Below are 18,589 nucleotides of genomic sequence, written 5' to 3' on the forward strand. Positions count from 1 at the left end.
ATCGGCTTGAGCGATGTACGACATCAGATGGATTCGCGAGAACGCTGAGGCGTTCGATCGGGGCTTGCAACGGCGCGGGCTTGAGAAACTGTCGTCGTCGCTGCTGGCGCTCGATGATCAGCGCCGCGCCGCCATCGGCAAGTCGCAGGCCGCGCAGGAGCGACGCAACGCCCTCTCCAAGGAGATCGGCAAGGCGATGGGCCAGAAGGACCTCGCGCTCGCCGACCAGCTCAAGGCCGAGGTCGCCGCGCTGAAGGAGCAGGTGCCGGCTCTGGAGGCGGAGGAGAAGGCCGCGGTCGAGACGCTGAACGCCCAGCTTGCCGCGATCCCGAACAAGCCTTTCGACGATGTCCCCGAAGGCGCCGACGAGCATGGCAATGTCGAATACAGCCGCCATGGCGTGAAGCCGGAGGAGGCCGGGAAGCGCTTGGTCGGTGTCAATCAGCCGAAGGAGCACTTCGAGCTCGGCGAGGCGCTCGGCCAGATGGACTTCGAGACGGCGGCGAAGCTCTCCGGTTCGCGCTTCGTCGTGCTGGAGCGCCAGATCGCCAGGCTGTCGCGCGCCATCGGCCAGTTCATGCTCGACACCCATGTCGAGGAGCACGGCTATACCGAGGTCAACCCGCCGCTGATGGTGCGCGATGAGGTGATGTTCGGGACGGCTCAGTTACCCAAGTTCGATTACGATCAATTTCGCGTCACTAGGACCGGTTCGCTGGACAGCCTGGTCCAAAGCGAGCGCTCCCGCGTGGTTAGCGAGATCGAAGATTCGATAGTGGGGGAATTGGGTGGCAGCGAGCAGGTGAAGATCGACGATTTCCTCGATTCGATGGGGAAATTGAGCGACACGATGAAAAAGCTTGGCTATTCGAGCGATGCAATTTCGTCGTCGCTCAATCGAGCCATCGCCAGATTACAGAAGAAGGAAGTCGCTAAGCCGGCCCTGCCTGAGAGTTATTGGCTCATCCCGACCGCCGAGGTGCCACTGACCAATCTCGTGCGCGAATCCATCCTCTCCGAAGAGGAGCTGCCGCGCCGCTTCACAGCGCTCACCCCCTGCTTCCGGGCGGAGGCCGGCTCGGCTGGCCGCGACACCCGCGGCATGCTGCGCCAGCACCAATTCGAGAAGGTCGAGCTCGTCTCGATCACCGCGCCGGAGAAGTCGCGCGAGGAGCATGAGCGCATGCTGTCTTGCGCCGAGAACGTGCTGAAGAAGCTCGATTTGCATTATCGCGTGATGACGCTGTGCACCGGCGACATGGGCTTCGCCTCGCAGAAGACCTACGACATCGAGGTCTGGCTGCCCGGCCAGAAGACCTATCGCGAGATCTCGTCCTGCTCGGTCTGCGGCGATTTCCAGGCGCGGCGCATGAACGCCCGCTACAAGACCAAGGACGGCAAGGGCCCGTTCTTCGTCCACACCCTCAACGGCTCGGGCACGGCGGTCGGCCGCGCCTTGATCGCGGTGATGGAGAACTACCAGAACGCCGACGGCTCGATCACGGTGCCGGAGGTGCTGGTTCCCTATATGCGCGGGGTCACCCGCATCGAGAAGGCGGCCTGAGCCCATGCGCATCCTGGTGACCAATGACGACGGCATCCATGCCGAGGGCCTTGCCATCCTCGAGCAGATCGCCGCGCAGCTCTCCGACGATGTCTGGGTCGTCGCGCCCGAGACCGACCAGTCGGGCGTGGCACATTCGCTGTCGCTGTCGAACCCGCTGCGCCTGCGCCAGATCGAGGAGAAGCGCTTTGCGGTGCAGGGCACGCCGACCGATTGCGTGATCATGGCGGTGCGCTCGGTCATGGCCGAGATGAAGCCCGATCTGGTGCTCTCCGGCGTCAATCGCGGCCAGAACGTCGCCGAGGACGTCACCTATTCCGGCACCATCGCCGCCGCCATGGAAGGCACGCTGCTAGGCATCCCCTCGATTGCGGTGAGCCAGGCCTATATGGCGGGCGACCGCACCAAAATCATCTGGGACTGCGCCCTGCAGCATGCGCCCGGCATCATCCGCCGGCTGCTGGAGGAGGGAATTCCCGACGGCATCCTGTTCAACCTCAACTTCCCGAACGTGGCTCCCAGTGAGGTCGCGGGCGTCGCGGTGACGGCGCAGGGGCGGCGCGACCAGGAGCTGATGCGGCTGGAGCCGCGGCGCGACGGGCGCGGCAATCCCTATTACTGGATCGCCTTCCAGCGCGGCAAGCACGAGCCGGCCAATGGCACCGACCTGCGTGCCCTCGCGGAGAAAAAGATCTCGGTGACGCCGCTCGAGCTCGACCTGACACACGAGCCGACGATGACGCGCTTCGCGCAGCTCTTCGCCTGAAAGCGGCAGGGATGACCGAGGAAGGCGCCAGCAGCGAGAGCGAGCGTACGGTCGCTTTCCTGTTGTCGCTGCGCGCGCGCGGCGTGCGCGACCTCGCATTGCTCCGGGCGATGGAGCGCGTGCCGCGCGAGCATTTCGCGCCCTCGCGCTTCGCCGATCTCGCCCGCCAGGACGTCTCGGTGCCGCTTCCCTGCGGCCAGACCATGACGGCGCCGCACACGGTCGCGGCGCTGGTCGGCGCGCTCGAGATGAAGCCGGATTGCCGGGTGCTCGAGGTCGGCTCCGGTTCCGGCTATGTCGCGGCGCTGCTCGCGGCGATGGGCAGCAGGATCGTCTCGCTGGAGCGCTATCGCACGCTCGCGCTCGCCGCGCATGAGCGCCTCGCCGGCGGTGGCTTCGCACAACTGGTCGAGCTGCGCCATGCCGACGGCTTGCAGCCCGATCGCACGCTCGGTCGCTTCGAGCGCATCCTGGTCAACGGCGTGATGCAGGCCGTGCCCGAGGCGCTGCTCGCTCGGCTGGAGATCGGCGGGCGCCTGGTCGGGGCGCTGCGTGTCGAGGGGGCAGGGCGGCTCGTCGTCGTCACCCGCAGCGAGGACGGCTTCGATCACGCACTCGGTGCGATCACGCGTATCCCGCCGCTCGCTCCGGGATTGTCGCAGGCATTGTAGGCGTTCGTCGCGACGACCACGCGAACCCAGCCCGTCATGCTCGCCCTTGTGGCGAGCATCCACGTCTTGAACACAGCCCTCGGCCACGGAAGGCGTGGATGATCGGGACAAACCCGACCATGACGGGGCCCCATCCCGTCAGGAAGATTGCGACAACCCTCAGAAATTCATCTGACCTGTCAGTAGCGAAACGCCTTCTTAACCTAACCGGCTCTTTAATGCGGACCGTAGAGTTGCGTCGTTCGCGAGTGCAGAGTCCATGCGTAAGCAAGTCGAGCTGGCCGTGTCGAAATCCGTGGTTCGCGCCGTGTCGGTCTGCGCCCTTGCAGCCGGTCTGGGCGCTTGCTCCTCGGACACGTTGCGCTTCACCGAAGCGCCCTTCAGCAGTCCCTTTAAAACCGCTCAGGCTCCCGCTTCGCAGCGCGATCCGGCGACAACGGGCTCAATCGGCCGCAACGGTCCGAGTCAGTCCTACGAGACGGCCTCCGCCGCCGGCAATCCGAGCGTGCGCAGCCAGCCCTTGGCGCCGCCGACCGCTTCCGTCGCGTCTCGTGCTGCGCCGCAGTCCGCCCCCGCTCCGAGCGCGCCGGGTTCGGCCGCCGGCTGGAGCGCCCAGGGCGGCACCCCGATCGTCGTCGCTCATGGCGAAACGCTCGACGTGATCTCGGGTCGCTACGGCGTGCCGCGTTCCGCGCTGATGCAGGCCAATGGCCTTTCCGGCGAGGTCACGCCGGGTTCGCGCATCGTCGTTCCCGTCTATAACGGCGGCGGTTCGCAGACCGCTGCACGCCAGCCGGCGCCGAGCGACAACCGTTTCGAGCAGCCGCGCTCTGCGCCGCCGCCGGTGTCGCGTCCGGTTGCCTCCGCGCCGGCGGTGTCCGCGGCCGCCCCGAAGGTCGCGGCCGTCGATGCCCGGGCACAGGCTGCCCAGGCGAAGGCGCAGGCTGCCGCCGAGGCCAAGGACAAGGCTGCTGCCGACGCCAAGCGCATGGGCGAGGCCCGAGCCCGCTTCGCCGCCGAGGCCAAGGCCAAGGCCGCCGCCAAGGCCGGCAACGAGACCAAGACTGCGGCGCTGCCGGCCCCGGCTCCCGTCGCTCAGCCGGCCAAGCCAAAGGCTGCCGCTCCGGTTGTCGCCAGCGCGCCGGCCGACAAGGTCGCCGTGCAGCCGAAGGCGGTCGCTCCGGAGCCGAAGGCCGCCGAGCCGCAGACCACAGCGAGCCTGCCCAAGGCCGAGGAATCCGCTTCGTCCGGCGCCGAATTCCGCTGGCCGGCCCGTGGCCGCGTCATCACCGGCTATGCCGGCAAGGGCGGCAATGAGGGCATCAACATCGCGGTTCCGGAAGGCACGCCGGTCAAGGCAGCCGAGGGCGGTGTCGTCGCCTATGCCGGCAGCGAGCTCAAGGGCTACGGCAATCTCGTGCTGATCCGCCATCCGAACGGCTACGTCTCGGCCTACGCCCACAACGGCGAGCTCAGCGTCAAGCGCGGCGAGCAGGTCAAGCGCGGCCAGGTCGTCGCCAAGTCGGGCCAGTCCGGCAACGTCAACTCGCCGCAGTTGCACTTCGAGCTGCGCAAGGGTTCGACCCCGGTCGATCCGATGCCCTATCTCAGCAGCAACTGATTCCGGTCAGACTTCGACCGGCAATCGCGAGACCCCACCGGTCGAAACCAGGCGGGGCGGTCCCAGGAAAGGCCGCCCCGTTTTGCTTTTTTGAAGCGCTCTGCCCGTCATGCTCGCCCTTGTGGCGAGCATCCACGTCTTGAACACCAATCTCGAAGAACAAAGGCGTGGATGGTCGGGACAAGCCCAACCATGACGGCGCCCTTTCACCCCTCCAGCTTCGTCTCCAGTCGCCCGGCCAGATCCTGGATGTACTGCCAGGCCGTGCGCCCGGAGCGCGAGCCGCGCGTCGTCGCCCATTCGAGTGCCTCTCGGCGCAGTTGCTCAGGTTCGATCGTCAGCCCGAAATGGCCGACATAGCCGTCGATCATCGCCAGGTATTCGTCCTGGCTGCATTTGTGAAAGCCGAGCCAGAGGCCAAACCGGTCCGAGAGCGAGACCTTTTCCTCGATCGCCTCGCCCGGATTGATCGCCGTCGAGCGTTCGTTGTCCATCATGTCGCGCGGCAACAGGTGCCGGCGATTCGAGGTGGCGTAGAACACGACGTTGTCGGGCCGGCCTTCGACGCCGCCGTCGAGCGCTGCCTTCAGCGACTTGTAGGAGGTGTCCTGGCCGTCGAAGGAAAGATCGTCGCAGAAGACGATGACAGGGTGCGGATCAGCCTTGAGCAGCCCCATCAGGGCGGGCAGGCTCTCGATATCCTCGCGATGGATCTCGATCAGCTTGAGGGGCAGCGCGCCCGCCGGCAGGCGCTGGTTGGTATCGGCATGCACAGCTTTGACCAGCGACGATTTACCCATGCCGCGCGCGCCCCAGAGCAGGACGTTGTTGGCCGGCAGGCCGCGGGCGAAGCGTTCGGTGTTCTCGGCCAGCGTGTCGCGCACCCTGTCGACGCCGCGCAGCAGCGACAGCGCGACGCGGTTGACCTTGGCGACCGGCGCAAGCTCGTGGCCGGCAGCATGCCAGACGAAGGCGTCGGCGGCGGAGAGATCGGGCTTGCGCTTGGCGGGCGGTGCGAGGCGCTCCAGCGCGTCGGCGATGCGCAGCAGGGTGGCGAGCGTCTGGTCGGGGGCGGTGTCGGTCATCGCAGCGGGTCCGCTAATATGGCGTACCGAACGGTACGGTACGCTCATAGCTCCGCTGTGCTCGTGAAGGCAAGGCCATTGCGCGCAGGGCAGGGAGCGCTTAGCTGGGAGAACGGTCGCAAGACCGGTCGCTTTCGATTGATTTCATGACATCGCTGGCTATAGTCCGCGCGATTTTGCAACCCCGCGCCGGCCGGCCGTCAATCGGCGGCGACGTGAAGGAGCCTTCCCGTGATCACCCCCGCTTTTGCCCAGGGCTTTGGAGGCGGCGGCACCAACGACGTCCTGATGTCGCTGGTTCCGTTCGTCCTGATCTTCATCATCATGTGGTTCCTGATCATCAGGCCGCAGCAGAAGCGGGTGAAATCGCATCAGGAGATGATCAAGAACGTGCGCCGCGGCGACACGATCGTCACCTCGGGTGGCATCATCGCCAAGGTCTCGAAGGTGATCGACGACGCCGAGCTCGAGGCCGAGATCGCCGATGGCGTGCGCGTGCGCATCCTCAAGGGCATGGTTTCGGACGTGCGCGCCAAGGGCGAGCCGGTCAAGAGCTGAAGGCCGTGAGGCGCGGCTAGACGCCGCGCCCGCCAACAAGGCTGTTCATACAGATGCTTCGTCTCCAGGCCCGCAAGGTCATTCTCGTTCTGCTCGTGCTGGTCTTCGGCTGCGGGCTCGCCGTGCCGAACCTGTTCTCGCCCGAGACCCGCAAGGCGATCGAGCAAGGCGCTCCGGCCTGGATTCCGCGCTTCCTGCTGCCGATCCATGCGATGACGCTCGGCCTCGATCTGCAGGGCGGCTCGCACGTCCTGCTCGAGATCGACCGCGCCGACCTGATCCGCAGCCAGGTCACCCAACTCCGCGACGACGTTCGCCGCATCCTGCGCGAGGAGCGTGTCGGCCTGCAGGGCGGCATCGGCCTGACCCCGCGCGGCGTGCAGCTGCGTGTCCCGGAGGCGGGCGACCGCGCCAAGCTGATGCCGAAGCTGCGCGAGCTCGCCCAGCCGATCGGTACCTTCGGCGCCTTCGGACCCTCCGGCAACCAGTCGATCGAGCTCACCGAAAATCCCGACGGCCTGATCCAGCTCAGCGTCACCGAAGCCGGTGCGAACGAGCGTATCCGCCGCGCCGTCGAGCAGGCGATGGAAGTGCTGCGCCGCCGCGTCGACGCGCTCGGCACCACCGAGCCGAACATCCAGCGCCAGGGCCTCGACCGCATCCTGGTCCAGGTGCCGGGCCTGCAGGATCCGCAGCGCCTGAAGCAGATCCTCGGCGAGACCGCCAAGCTGCAGTTCCGCATGGTCGCGGATGCGAATGCCAGCGATGTCGACATGCTGCCCTCGCAGGATCAGGGCGGCCAGCCGATCCCGATCAGCCGCCAGGTCATCGTCGAGGGCGAGGACCTGATCGACGCTCAGCCGGCGTTCGACCAGCGCTCGAGCCAGCCGATCGTCAATTTCCGCTTCAACATTCGCGGCGCCCAGCGCTTCGGCCAGGCGACCACCGAGAATCTCGGCCGCCAACTCGCCATCGTGCTCGACAACAAGGTGATCTCGGCCCCGGTGATCCAGTCGCCGATCACCGGCGGCTCCGGCCAGATTTCCGGCAACTTCACGGTCGAGGCGGTCAACAACCTCGCCATCCTGCTGCGCGCCGGCGCGCTGCCGGCGAAGATGACGATCGTCGAGGAACGCACCGTCGGCCCCGGCCTCGGCCAGGATTCGATCCAGGCCGGCAAGATGGCGACGATCATCGCGACCGTGCTGGTCATCCTCTACATGATCGGCAATTACGGGCTGTTCGGCATCATCGCCAGCATCGCGCTGCTGGTGCACGTCTGCCTGATCCTCGGGCTGATGTCGCTGCTCGGCGCCACGATGACCCTGCCGGGCATCGCCGGCATCGTGCTCACCATCGGCACGGCGGTCGATTCGAACGTGCTGATCTACGAACGCATGCGCGAGGAATCGCATCTCGGCAGATCATTGGTTTCTGCCCTCGAGGCGGGCTTCACACGCGCCTTCGCCACGATCATCGATTCCAACGTCACCATGCTGATCGCGGCGGTCGCGCTGTTCGCGCTCGGCTCCGGCCCGGTACGCGGCTTCGCCGTCGTCTTCATCCTGGGCATCCTGACCACGGTCATCACCGCGGTGACGCTGACGCGCATGTTGATTGCGCTCTGGTATCGCTGGGCGCGGCCGAAGGCCCTTCCGTTCTGACGCCGCAGGCCAGGAGATAACAGACCATGCGCCTGCTTCGCATCGTTCCCGACAACACCAAGTTCCGCATCGTTCACTGGCGCCGTCTCGCCTATCCGTTCTCGGCGGCCTATTCGGTGCTGGTCTTGGCGCTGTTCCTGACGGTCGGGCTCAATTTCGGCATCGATTTCCGCGGCGGCACGCTGATGGAAATGCAGGCCAAGAGCGGCAAGCCTGACATCGCCCAGGTCCGCCAGACCGCCAATAGCTTCGGCTTCGGCGAGGTCGAGGTCCAGGAGTTCGGCAATGCCGGCGACCTCTCCATGCGCTTTGCGCTCCAGCCGGGCGGCGAAGTCGCGCAGCAGGCCGTGGTGACCAAGGCACGGGCGGCATTCGCCGAAGCCTACGAGTTCCGCCGGGTCGAGACTGTCGGTCCGCGTGTCTCGGGTGAGCTGGTCCAGGCCGGCACGCTCGGCGTCGTGCTCGCGATCATGGGCGTGCTGGTCTATCTCTGGTTCCGCTTCGAGATGCAGCTCGCGATCGGCGCGATCGTCGGCACCATGCACGATATCGTGCTGACGCTCGGCTTCTTCCTGATCACGCAGCTCGAATTCAACCTGACCTCGATCGCGGCGATCCTGACCATCGTCGGCTATTCGCTGAACGAGACCGTCGTGGTGTTCGACCGGACGCGCGAATTGCTGCGCCGCTACAAGACCATGCCGATCCCGGAGCTGCTCGACCTCTCGGTCAACTCGACCCTGTCGCGCACCGCGATCACCTCGACCACCACCATCCTCGCGCTGATCGCGCTGGTCTTCTTCGGTGGCACGGCGATCGAGGGCTTCGCGCTGGTCATGCTGTTTGGCGTCATGGTCTGCACTTATTCTGCGATGTTCGTCTCGACGCCGGTGCTGCTCTATCTCGACGTCCGCGCCGGCCGCCTCGACCAGAGCGAGGAACTGGCCGAAGCCAAGGCACGGGTCTGAGGGCTTGGCAGAGCGTCGCTTCGACGGCTTCGTCCCCGGACGCTTCCAGCTCGACGCCTTCGGCGCGGGCGGCTTCCGCTTCGCGGGGATGAGCCATCGCGGCTCGATCCTGGCGACGCCGTCCGGCATCCGGATCTGGCCGGTCACATCCTTCGCGCAGGTGACGCTGGAGAGCCTGCAGCCGGTTCTCGACGAGGCCGGGACGATCGACTTCCTGATCCTTGGCATCGGCAGCGAGATCGCTTTCCTTCCAGCCTCGCTGCGGGATCCGTTCAAAGCCGTCGGCATCACCGTCGAGGCGATGGCGACGCCGGCCGCGGCACGCACCTACAACGTCCTCGTTGGCGAGGAGCGGCGCGTTGCCGCAGCGCTGATTGCGGTCGACTAGTCGGCGATCAAATCCAACCAGCCATGTCGCTCCCGCGTAGCCAAGGCCGTTGCCTGAGCCTAGACTGCCGCTGCTTCGACCCGCGTGACGGCGGGAGCGGGGAGGGCGCATGACCACGAGAACCGAGGACCGTGCCGGCACTGCGCCGGCCCCGCTCTCCCAGGCCTATGGCCATTGCCTGGCGCTGGTGCGCGAGCACGATCCCGACCGCTATATCGCCTCGCTCTATGCGCCCGAGGCGCTGCGGCCCGGCCTCTTCGCGCTCTATGCCTTCAGCCACGAGATCGCCCGCGTGCGCGAGCAGGTCAGCGAGCCGTTGCCGGGCGAGGTTCGCCTGCAATGGTGGCGCGATGTGCTCGAGGCCGGCTCGGATGCGCCCGTGTCGGGCCATCCGGTCGCCCAGGCGCTGCTCGATACCGTCAGGCGCTTCCGCCTGCCGATCGCCCCGCTTTCGGGCTTGGTCGAGGCGCGCGTCTTCGATCTCTATGACGATCCGATGCCCGCGCTCTCGGACCTCGAAGGCTATGCCGGCGAGACCTCGAGTGCGCTGATCCGACTTGCTTCCCTCGTGCTGGGCCAAGGCCGCGATCCCGGCGGCGCGACGGCTGCCGGCCATGCCGGGGTCGCCTATGCGCTCTGCGGGCTGATGAGGGCCTTCCCCTGGCATGCGGCGCGCGGACAGGTCTATCTCCCGGCCGATCTGCTTGGACGCAACGGCGTCACCCGCGAGGACATAGTGCGCGGCCGCGGCGGACCGGGCCTGACCTATTCGCTGAAGGAGATGCGGGCGCTGGCGCGCATCCATCTGCGCAAGCTCAACGATCTTGGCGCCACGGTGCCGGCGGCGATCAGGCCGGCGTTCCTGCCCGTCGCATTGGTCGAGCCCTATCTCAAGCGGATGGAGCGGCGCAGCTACGATCCCTATCGCAGCATCATCGGCCTCTCGCCGCTCAAGCGGCAATGGACGCTGTGGCGCGCGGCGCGGGCTTAGGGAGCTGAAGAGCGTCTTGCTCGGGCTTGACCCGAGCATCTCAGGCCGGAAGAGGCTCCTATCGGTGCCTTCTCGTCAGGAGATTCTCGGGTCTGCGCTTCGCTTCGCCCGAGAATGACGGCCGCTATTCAGCCGCCTGCACGCTGCTCGCGCCAACCCAGCCATCCAGCTCGACCTTCGCCCGCGCCGTCAGCGCCTGCTTGCGGGCGACGCTCTTGGCGGGGCCCTTCAGGCGCTTGCCGTCCGGACCATGCGTCGCCACGCCCTCGATCGGGGGGAACAGGCCGAAATTGATGTTCATCGGCTGGAAGGAGCGCGGACCCTCGTCGATGGTGACGATGTGGCCGCCGGTGATGTGGTTGACCAGTGCACCCAGGGCCGTCGTCGCCGGCGGCAGCGCCAGAGGCTGGCCGAGCCGCTCGGCGGCGGCGAGACGCCCGGTGAGAAGGCCGATGGCGGCGCTCTCGACATAGCCCTCGCAGCCGGTGATCTGCCCGGCAAAACGCAGGCGCGGATCGGCCTTCAGCCGCAATTGCGGATCGAGCAGTTCCGGCGAGTTGAGATAGGTGTTGCGGTGGATGCCGCCGAGCCGGGCGAACTCGGCATTTTCCAGCCCGGGGATCATGCGGAAGATCGCGGCCTGCTCGCCGTATTTCAGCTTGGTCTGGAAGCCCGTCATGTTGAACAAGGTGCCGAGCGCATTGTCCTGGCGCAGCTGCACGACGGCATAGGCCTTCACCGTCGGATTGTGCTTGTTGGTCAGCCCGACCGGCTTCATCGGCCCCCAGCGCAGCGTCTCGCGGCCGCGCTCGGCCATCACCTCGATCGGCAGGCAGCCGTCGAAATAGGGCGTGCCCTCCCATTCCTTGAACTCGGTCTTCTCCGCCGCGAGCAGCGCGTCGATGAAGGCCTCGTACTGGTCGCGGTCGAGCGGGCAGTTGATGTAGTCGGCGCCGGTGCCGCCCGGTCCAGCCTTGTCATAGCGCGACTGGAACCAGGCGACGTCCATGTCGACCGAATCGAAATGGACGATCGGTGCGATCGCGTCGAAGAAGGCGAGCTCCCCCGTGCCGGTAAGCGAGCGGATGCCTTCGGCGAGCGCCGGCGAAGTCAGGGGGCCGGTCGCGACAATGACTTTGTCCCACGCGGTCGGCGGCAGGCCGGCGATCTCGCCGCGCTCGATCGTGACATTGGGATGGGCTTCGAGTGCGGCAGTGACGGCCTGCGAGAAGCCGTCGCGGTCGACCGCGAGCGCCCCGCCGGCCGGAACCTGGTGGGCGTCGCCCTTCGCCATGATCAGCGAGCCAAGCCGGCGCATCTCCCAATGGAGTTGGCCGACGGCGTTGGAGGACGAATCGTCCGAGCGGAAGGAGTTGGAGCAGACCAGTTCGGCGAGGCCTTCCGTCTTGTGGGCATCGGTGCCGCGCACTGGACGCATTTCGTGCAGGACGACCGGAACGCCGGCCTCTGCGATCTGCCAGGTGGCTTCCGAACCGGCGAGGCCGCCGCCGACGACGTGGATGGGTGCGATTGTCATGGTCGCGATGTGTCCGCGGCGGCGCGGAAGGTCAAGGGCGTTGGGCTGCATCCAGGCCCAGAAACGCAAAATGCCCGCTCGGAAGCGGGCATTCGCTCTTCGACCAGACCCCGAGGGGAGGAACGCGGAGTCTAGGAGAAACTACTCGTCTAACCCAGGCGGTCAGAAATCAGGCCGCGTGGGTGCGGGCGACGTACTGGATGTCCGAGCGCGACAGGCCGAGATCGTCGAGCTCACGGTCGGTGAGGCGGGACAGCTCGCGGACGGTCTCGCGATAGCGAAGATAGGCGCGGATCTTGGAAGCGATCATGGACAGGAACATGGCGATAACCTTTTGGTTTTTCGGGGCTTGGCCCCGACAGCGATGAATTCGTTGTGCACTGCATATAGAGCGATCAGGGTGCCTCTCACAGGGGCGTGGTGTCAGCTCTGTTATGCTCTTGACGCATGACTAATTAAGGGATCGTTTGGAAACGGCGCCAGACCCGCGCAGAGCGCTTAACGATTTTGTCAGAACAATGAAGATTGAGCCTAATTTTTAGGCTGATGAGGATGATCGATCGCACGTGATCGGAATGCAGCTCAAATTTGCGTAAAATCGATGCAATTCGCTATGCAGTTTGCACTGCAACATTGATTGCTCGGCAGAATGGCGTGTAACGCGCTGTTCACCATGAGCCGACTCGACGAGAATTCCGCTCGGTTCTGTGGGTTGGCGTCATGCGGTCGCATGACGTGGGCGGCATGATTCGACGATTCGCATAGGCGCGGAGCAGGGCATGCAGGGCGTGGGCTATTGCGAGCGACTGAGCGGAGCCTTCTGGGCCGAGCCGCTCAACGCAGCCAGTAATGCCGCCTTCATGCTCGCGGCGCTGGCGGCATGGCTGCTGCTGCGCCAGCAGGGGCGGCGCGACTGGCCGGCCGAAGCGCTGACGACGCTGGTCGCGATCATCGGCGGCGGCTCCTTCCTGTTCCACACCATGCCGCAGCGCTGGACCCTGCTGGCCGATGTCGTGCCGATCCAGCTTTTCGCGCTCTGCTATTTCGGCCTGGCGCTCAACCGGTTCCTTGGCCTGTCGCGGCTGCTGGCTGCAATCGGCGCGATTCTCTTCCTCGGCGCCTGCTTCGGCCTTGCCTCCGGCGTTACGCTATTGCTGCCGGCGGGCATGCGCGGCTCAGCCGGCTATGCCGGCTTTCTCATCGGTCTCTTTGGAGTCGCGCTGGCAGCGCGGCTGCGCGGTGATGCGATCACGGGCGGGCGAATCGCCGTCGCCGGCTTCGTCTTTGCCCTGTCGCTAGGCTTCCGCTCGCTCGATTCGGTGCTTTGCGGCGCGGTACCATTCGGCCTGCACTGGGGCTGGCACCTGCTCAACGGGCTGCTGCTCTATCTGCTGCTGCGGGCGGCGATCACGCACGACCTGCCGGCCGCGAGCCGCAGCTAGGCGATAGTCTCGCCGGTCTGGGGCCACTCAGCGCACGATCACCGCGCCGCGGCGCGCCGGCACGACGACTGTGCCGCGGGCCGGAGCGACCACGACCGGACGGCGGCGAACCGCGACCGCACCGCGTGGCCCGGCACAGGCTGCGCCGCGGACGCCGCGCGCGCAGACGACTGCCTCGGCGGGTGTAGAGGTCGCCGGGGCCAGGGTGGCAAAGCCGCCGGCGGACAGGGCAAGCAAGGCCGCGAACTTGAGAAGACTATGCATGGCGGCGTCCCTCCGTTTCGGATTGTGGCTTTACCAGAGGTTGCGTCGGGCCTCGGGCGCGACGCTTCATCGTCTGCCCCGCGGCGGCATTCCGCAAGGTCATACTCCCGCAGGCCTGTCGGTCCAACGGGCTTGACGGCGTGCGGCATTATATTTAACAAGATAGTTATATAAGGATTTGGGTATGAAAGATCTCGACGCAGCCTTTTCCGCTCTCGCCGATCCGACGCGCCGGGCCATCCTGGCGCGGCTGGCTCTCGGCGAAACCACGGTGATGGAGCTCGCCGAGCCTTTCGCTATGTCGCAGCCGGCCGTGTCGCGGCACCTCAAGGTGCTGGAGGAGGCGGGGCTGATCGCCAGGCGGATCGAGGGAACGAAGCGGCCCTGCCGGCTCGCGCCTGGCGCGCTTGAGGAGATCGACAAATGGCTCGCCATGCTGAGGCGGGCCCTGGAAGCGAATTACGACCGGCTGGATCAGCTTCTGGCCGACATGGAACCAGGCAGGGAGAAGGACCCAAAATGACCAGGCTGACCCTGAAGACCGAAGGCGACACCCATGTCGTCGTCACCCGCCGCTTCAAGGCCTCGCCCGAGGCGGTCTACCGCGCCCATGTCGAGCCGGCGCTGATCCAGAAATGGCTGCTCGGACCCGATGGTTGGACCATGCCGGTCTGCATCAACGATCCTCGGCCAGGCGGCAGGATCCGCTATGAGTGGAGCGACGGCAGCGGCGGCAGCCTCACGTTGACAGGTGAGTACGTCGCGCTCGAGCCGTTCGGTCGCATCGTTCATGTCGAACGCTTCCACATGCCCGATCCGGCGCCGGACAACATGCCCAATCCGACACCCGACAATCATATCGAGACCCGCTTCGAGGCCGACGGGGAGGGCACGCTGATGACCATGCGAATGACTTTGCCAGACGCCGCTACCCGCGAGGCGATGCTCGCCACCGGCATGGAATACGGCATGGAGGCGAGCTATGCCCGCCTCGACGCGCTGCCGGCCTGAGCGCCACGCATCCGCCCCACGCGCCGGCGATGGCTTGACCCGCCGCCGGCGCGCCCGGAAGCTTCCCCCATAATAAGGAGAGGGGAAGCGCACATGCCGGATCAGGCCAGGGAACTCGATCTCGCCGCGCTGAAGGGCCGGCTCTATTCGGCCGTGCTCTCCGATGTCCTCGACGGGCTCGGCCATCCCGACCAGGCGGTGAAGCCCTTCGTGCGCCCGCTCGACGAAGCCAGCGTGCTCTGCGGCTTTGCCCGCACCGGGCTCTACATGAAGCGCTACCATTTCCCCGAGGGGCACAACCCCTACGCTCTTGAGATGGACCTGATCGACAGCCTGAAGCCCGGCGAGATCCCAGTGCTCGCCTGCGACGGACCGACCGACCGGATCGCGCCCTGGGGCGAATTGCTCACCACCGCCTCGAAAGTGAGAGGCGCCGCCGGCTGCCTCACCGACGGGCTGGTGCGCGATGTCCGCCGCATCCGCGAGCTCGGCTTCCCGGTCTTCCATGGCGGCATCGGCCCGCTCGACACCAAGGGCCGGGCCGAGATGATGGCCGCCGACGAGCCGGTCGAGGTCGGCGGCGCCCGCGTCGCGCCGGGCGATTTCATCTTCGGCGATGTCGACGGCGTCGTCATCGTGCCCCGCGCGATCGCGCCGGAGGCGATCCGGCTGGCGCTGGCCAAGATCGAGGCCGAGGATTCGACCCGCGAGGAGCTGCTCGCCGGGAACAGCCTGCGCTCGGTCTTCGAGCGCCACGGGGTGTTGTGACCAACGCCGTCATGCTCGGGCTTGACCCGAGCATCTCAGGCCGGAAGAGGCTCTGGTCTGAGCTTTCTCGTCCAGAGATTCTCAGGTCTGCGCTGCGCTTCGCCCGAGAATGACGCCTTGTGTCAGCTGCACCGCTCCAGCAGCCGCGAGGCCGCGGTCACGCCTTCGAGCGAGAAGGTGTAGCTCGTCTCGTTGCCGCGGGCCGAGCGCGCCGCCAGCACCATCTCGTCGCCGGCCTTCATCGCCGCGAGCAATTCGCCTTCGCGCTCCAGCCGCTGCAGCCAGGCATTGTTGCCCGAGGTCAGCATGCGGAAGCTGTCGTCGCCGATCGTCACGGTGACCGTCGAATCCTTGGCGAAATCATAGCCGGTCTGGAAGCTCGACTCGGTGCGGGCCTGCGCGTTCGGCGCGGTCTGAACGAAGAAGAACACGTCACCATGACGCAAGGTCGCAGGTGTCTCGGCATTCGGCGATGAGACGATATAGCAACGCTTGCCTTTATCGCCGTCATAGGCGGCCGCGTTCCACTGCTTGAACTGGCCGAGTGGCTGGGCCGGGGCGGCGAAAGCCGTAGCTGTTGCCGCGAGAAGGCTGAGCGCCGCGAGAGGGGCCAGTCTGATCATCGGGTCATCTCCTGTTTGCATCGCAGGGATGTCCAGGAGCGGTTTAACAAGGCGTAAACAAGACCCTCACAATGCCGTGCGACGGAAGGGCGCAAGCAGCCTCCTTCTCCCCTCGGGGGAGAAGGTCCCGGCAGGGGGATGAGGGCGGTTCGACCGGGTGAGCCGCCTGCCGCTCGCCCTGCATGGAGGCCCTCATCCGTCAGCGCCCTCTTCACCCACGCGCCAAACCCCGCCCGCAGGCCTGCCTGCGGGCGCTTCAGAATACGGGGCTGGCGGAGCGCCGCGAGGCGCGTTGAGTAGCATCCGCTTCCGTTGAGCCAGGAAGCGGCGCGGATGGTCCCCATCCGCACGCCCCGTGGCGCTCCGCCTTCGGCTTCTTAAAGTCTCCGGGCCGCGCTTCTGCGAAGCCGGCTGCTGGCCGTGCCGCGATGCCAATGGGCGCCAGTTCCCTCTTCGGGTCGTCGCTCCCTTCGGCCATCACGCTGGTCCGAGCCGGGTTCGACCGGATTGGATCAATCCGATCGAGCCCGTCTCTCACTTTGAGTGAGAGACCGCTTTGTCCAATCGGCAAGCCGATTGGAGCGGGCTCTGTGCAGCCGCTTCATCTAGCGAGCTCCTCGCACAGGGATCGTAGTGTCCCCAGGGCGGTGCCCCGAAGCCTCCCGGGAGCAGGGCGTAACCCCCGCCCGCAGGCGCCGACCCTCACCCAGCCTCTGGCATACCTCCGGACGGCCGCCCCGTATGGGTGATGGGCGAGGGGATCATACGGGAGATTTTGGCAGCGGGGATAAGTTAGTCTTGAGAAGGCCGTGACACAAAATCGCAGCGATACTCTTCCCCGCGCGGCGGCGCTTTCCCACGCGCTAGCCCTAAACGAGGGGCTTCAGTGCTTATTTGGAGCGGAACATTTGAAAGCAATTGCCTTGCTCAGCGACTGTCATGGCCTTCGCTGCACATTGTTCGACGTAATGTTGATCTAGAGCCCATCCAACCAGAGCGCCGTTTGCTAGCTGCACTAAATCAATGGATGGTTTCCCCGAATATTGGTAACGAGCAAATTCAATAAGAGCCCCATTTTTCTTCAAAATAAAAAAATCTAGTATCCAATCTGGGTGAATTTCTTCATACTCTGGGATATTAGGAATTTCACCGATCGGCGAGCGTATAACATAAGTTTTTTCCTCTGTACTGAAGCAGCTTAAATAGAGATCATTTCCATAGTATCGTGAGAAAAAGGATTTTCCAGAATTATGCAGCGCTCCGCCCTCGTCAATCATCCACGCTCGAAACATAATATTTCCTACCTTCTGAAATCCTTTTTTGTCCGGGTAGGCGACCTCAAATCCACCGCCCCATGATTCTTTCAATCCGGCTCCAGTCACCAACTGCAAGACAAGGGATCGAGCCGCGAAACGAAGCATATTTGCTCGCGCCAGAAGCCCATCGGCCTGCTCCTGTTCGGGCAATATGCCGGGGCTATTCTGCAAAAATTCAAAAAAACTGGGTGCGCCGCTGCCAAGTAAGTAAATTCTTTGACCATCTAATTCGAACCCTTGTGTTCTAACACAAAACGGTTGAACTCCTGTTTTTGAAATAAATAATACCAGCATTTCAGTTTCTTTACTGCAAGTGCTTACAACCTTAAATAATTTATCAAAATCGTCTGTATCACTCCATTCCTTGGGTAAAATACGGTCGAGTTCTCGAATAATTGTTTCTGCGCTGGCGCGCTGCCCTGCCCACGCAATCATTAGATATGGCCTAACGATGACTAGCTTCTGAGCGAGTCCGGCTGCGTGATCCTTGCCCAAGCCAGGATGCACGCCCTGTGACCACTGGGTTGGAAGGTCCACCTGAGACGGGAGGCGCCAAGATATCAATAGGTCGCTTACAAATGCGGGCAATCCTCCCACGCTGAGTCCTGCAACTAGAGTCATCGTTCTTTCGTCCTATTCGCAGTCTTAATCTTTGTAACGTCGACCCCTTTTGCGGCGAGTCGTGGTATGAGTTTATGTTTATAACTTTGGCTCCGCTTCGAAATTGATTCAACTAGGTCGATTTCGGTTATTTTAAATCTATTTGGAACTGAAAACAGAAGTTCGTTTCTAATCAAGCAATCGACTACGTAGTCATAGCCAATCGAAGTATCTTCATGATATTCAATTGCGCAGATGCCAAAATGCCTATTGATTAACGGATCAACGTTTTTATACAGAAACTCAAGCGAGAGATATCTTAGGTCTATTTTTTCAGATGGAGAGCAAAAATGTTGTATGGCGTTTCTAGCTTTTCGTATTCTATTGAAGCTATCAATATCTGGTAATCTTTCTCCCGTCGAAACCCAAAGCAATTTTGGTAAATGCTCAAAATTATACGTTTTTCCCGTTTCAATTAGGTGTTCAATATTTAGTTCTTGGCTGTCGGGATTATCCAATTGAAATAAGTCTCGAAATATCAGGAGCGGGTGTTCTTTAGCAATAATTGCCTTCAGAAAAAGCTCTCCCGCCATGGACGCATTTAAAACCGACATGTCTGTCCAGTGATCCATTCCAGGATCGTAATAAACAGCGTGCTGATTGGCTTGTATCAATGCGCCGACCGCGACATTGAAAATGCGAGCCGGTATGTCCTTTAGGGCTGCGTGCATGTGTTGAAAATCCGGCCGGGC

Annotated in this window: 20 protein-coding genes; 13 read left to right on the plus strand and 7 right to left on the minus strand. The window is 64.3% G+C overall.

Translation table 11 applies throughout. The annotated features are described in order from the left end of the window. The first annotated feature begins 13 nt into the window (after positions 1 to 13). The 4 genes from serS to GV161_RS21865 all read left to right on the plus strand — a co-directional run bounded on the left by serS (position 14) and on the right by GV161_RS21865 (position 4,622). Entirely contained in the window at positions 14 to 1,564 is a 1,551-nt protein-coding gene (gene serS, locus GV161_RS21850; protein ID WP_152014270.1) for a serine--tRNA ligase, read from the plus strand. A 4-nt stretch (positions 1,565 to 1,568) separates the two neighbouring features. Continuing rightward, complete coding sequence (gene surE / locus GV161_RS21855; protein ID WP_152014271.1) at positions 1,569 to 2,330, plus strand: 5'/3'-nucleotidase SurE; 762 nt, start codon at positions 1,569 to 1,571, stop codon at positions 2,328 to 2,330. 11 nt (positions 2,331 to 2,341) lie between these two features. Then, complete coding sequence (locus tag GV161_RS21860; RefSeq protein ID WP_152014272.1) at positions 2,342 to 3,001, plus strand: protein-L-isoaspartate O-methyltransferase; 660 nt, start codon at positions 2,342 to 2,344, stop codon at positions 2,999 to 3,001. 259 nt (positions 3,002 to 3,260) lie between these two features. Beyond that, entirely contained in the window at positions 3,261 to 4,622 is a 1,362-nt protein-coding gene (locus tag GV161_RS21865; RefSeq protein WP_152014273.1) for a LysM peptidoglycan-binding domain-containing M23 family metallopeptidase, read from the plus strand. 206 nt (positions 4,623 to 4,828) lie between these two features. Here the strand turns inward: GV161_RS21865 and GV161_RS21870 are convergent, their stop codons facing one another. Further along, on the minus strand, positions 4,829 to 5,707 hold the full coding sequence (locus tag GV161_RS21870) for an ATP-binding protein (RefSeq protein WP_152014274.1): 879 nt from the start codon (positions 5,705 to 5,707) through the stop codon (positions 4,829 to 4,831). A gap of 288 nt (positions 5,708 to 5,995) precedes the next feature. Here GV161_RS21870 and yajC point away from each other — a divergent pair, with 288 nt between their 5' ends. The 5 genes from yajC to GV161_RS21895 all read left to right on the plus strand — a co-directional run bounded on the left by yajC (position 5,996) and on the right by GV161_RS21895 (position 10,276). Beyond that, positions 5,996 to 6,265, plus strand: coding sequence for a preprotein translocase subunit YajC (gene yajC, locus GV161_RS21875; protein WP_091830596.1), 270 nt, complete (start codon positions 5,996 to 5,998; stop codon positions 6,263 to 6,265). A 53-nt stretch (positions 6,266 to 6,318) separates the two neighbouring features. Continuing rightward, positions 6,319 to 7,929 (plus strand): protein translocase subunit SecD, encoded by a 1,611-nt coding sequence (gene secD, locus GV161_RS21880; RefSeq protein ID WP_152014275.1) that lies wholly within the window; start codon positions 6,319 to 6,321, stop codon positions 7,927 to 7,929. Between the two features lie 26 nt (positions 7,930 to 7,955). Further along, positions 7,956 to 8,897: a protein translocase subunit SecF gene (secF, locus tag GV161_RS21885; RefSeq protein ID WP_152014276.1), complete on the plus strand. Its 942-nt coding sequence runs from the start codon at positions 7,956 to 7,958 to the stop codon at positions 8,895 to 8,897. A 4-nt stretch (positions 8,898 to 8,901) separates the two neighbouring features. Then, positions 8,902 to 9,285, plus strand: a complete 384-nt coding sequence (locus GV161_RS21890) for an MTH938/NDUFAF3 family protein (protein WP_152014277.1) — start codon at positions 8,902 to 8,904, stop codon at positions 9,283 to 9,285. Positions 9,286 to 9,394: 109 nt separating this feature from the next. Continuing rightward, entirely contained in the window at positions 9,395 to 10,276 is an 882-nt protein-coding gene (locus GV161_RS21895; RefSeq protein WP_152014278.1) for a phytoene/squalene synthase family protein, read from the plus strand. 124 nt (positions 10,277 to 10,400) lie between these two features. Here GV161_RS21895 and trmFO read toward each other — a convergent pair whose 3' ends face one another. Next, positions 10,401 to 11,813: a methylenetetrahydrofolate--tRNA-(uracil(54)-C(5))-methyltransferase (FADH(2)-oxidizing) TrmFO gene (trmFO, locus tag GV161_RS21900; protein WP_152014279.1), complete on the minus strand. Its 1,413-nt coding sequence runs from the start codon at positions 11,811 to 11,813 to the stop codon at positions 10,401 to 10,403. A gap of 169 nt (positions 11,814 to 11,982) precedes the next feature. After that, on the minus strand, positions 11,983 to 12,135 hold the full coding sequence (locus tag GV161_RS21905; RefSeq protein ID WP_152014280.1) for a DUF1127 domain-containing protein: 153 nt from the start codon (positions 12,133 to 12,135) through the stop codon (positions 11,983 to 11,985). A gap of 457 nt (positions 12,136 to 12,592) precedes the next feature. Here GV161_RS21905 and GV161_RS21910 point away from each other — a divergent pair, with 457 nt between their 5' ends. Next, a complete protein-coding gene (locus GV161_RS21910; RefSeq protein WP_152014281.1) occupies positions 12,593 to 13,255 on the plus strand; it encodes a ceramidase domain-containing protein in 663 nt (220 codons plus the stop codon). A 27-nt stretch (positions 13,256 to 13,282) separates the two neighbouring features. Here GV161_RS21910 and GV161_RS21915 read toward each other — a convergent pair whose 3' ends face one another. Beyond that, the gene (locus GV161_RS21915) at positions 13,283 to 13,519 is read right to left on the minus strand and encodes a hypothetical protein (RefSeq protein WP_152014282.1); all 237 of its coding nucleotides are present in this window, start codon (positions 13,517 to 13,519) and stop codon (positions 13,283 to 13,285) included. A gap of 184 nt (positions 13,520 to 13,703) precedes the next feature. Between GV161_RS21915 and GV161_RS21920 the strand changes: the two genes are divergently transcribed. The 3 genes from GV161_RS21920 to GV161_RS21930 all read left to right on the plus strand — a co-directional run bounded on the left by GV161_RS21920 (position 13,704) and on the right by GV161_RS21930 (position 15,298). After that, the gene (locus GV161_RS21920; RefSeq protein ID WP_152014283.1) at positions 13,704 to 14,042 is read left to right on the plus strand and encodes a metalloregulator ArsR/SmtB family transcription factor; all 339 of its coding nucleotides are present in this window, start codon (positions 13,704 to 13,706) and stop codon (positions 14,040 to 14,042) included. Then, a complete protein-coding gene (locus GV161_RS21925) occupies positions 14,039 to 14,530 on the plus strand; it encodes an SRPBCC domain-containing protein (protein WP_152014284.1) in 492 nt (163 codons plus the stop codon). Before GV161_RS21920 ends, GV161_RS21925 begins: the two co-directional genes overlap by 4 nt. Positions 14,531 to 14,623: 93 nt before the next feature. Further along, on the plus strand, positions 14,624 to 15,298 hold the full coding sequence (locus tag GV161_RS21930; RefSeq protein ID WP_152014285.1) for an RraA family protein: 675 nt from the start codon (positions 14,624 to 14,626) through the stop codon (positions 15,296 to 15,298). Between the two features lie 122 nt (positions 15,299 to 15,420). On the opposite strand, the gene GV161_RS21935 is transcribed toward GV161_RS21930, so the two are convergent. From GV161_RS21935 to GV161_RS21945, 3 genes are all read right to left on the minus strand, one after another. Beyond that, positions 15,421 to 15,921: an invasion associated locus B family protein gene (locus tag GV161_RS21935; RefSeq protein WP_152014286.1), complete on the minus strand. Its 501-nt coding sequence runs from the start codon at positions 15,919 to 15,921 to the stop codon at positions 15,421 to 15,423. A gap of 890 nt (positions 15,922 to 16,811) precedes the next feature. Next, positions 16,812 to 17,858: a hypothetical protein gene (locus GV161_RS21940; protein WP_152014287.1), complete on the minus strand. Its 1,047-nt coding sequence runs from the start codon at positions 17,856 to 17,858 to the stop codon at positions 16,812 to 16,814. Next, positions 17,855 to 18,568, minus strand: a complete 714-nt coding sequence (locus GV161_RS21945) for a hypothetical protein (protein ID WP_193219533.1) — start codon at positions 18,566 to 18,568, stop codon at positions 17,855 to 17,857. Before GV161_RS21945 ends, GV161_RS21940 begins: the two co-directional genes overlap by 4 nt. Positions 18,569 to 18,589 lie beyond the last annotated feature (21 nt).

Source organism: Bosea sp. 29B, from assembly GCF_902506165.1.
Classification (GTDB): Bacteria; Pseudomonadota; Alphaproteobacteria; order Rhizobiales; family Beijerinckiaceae; genus Allobosea.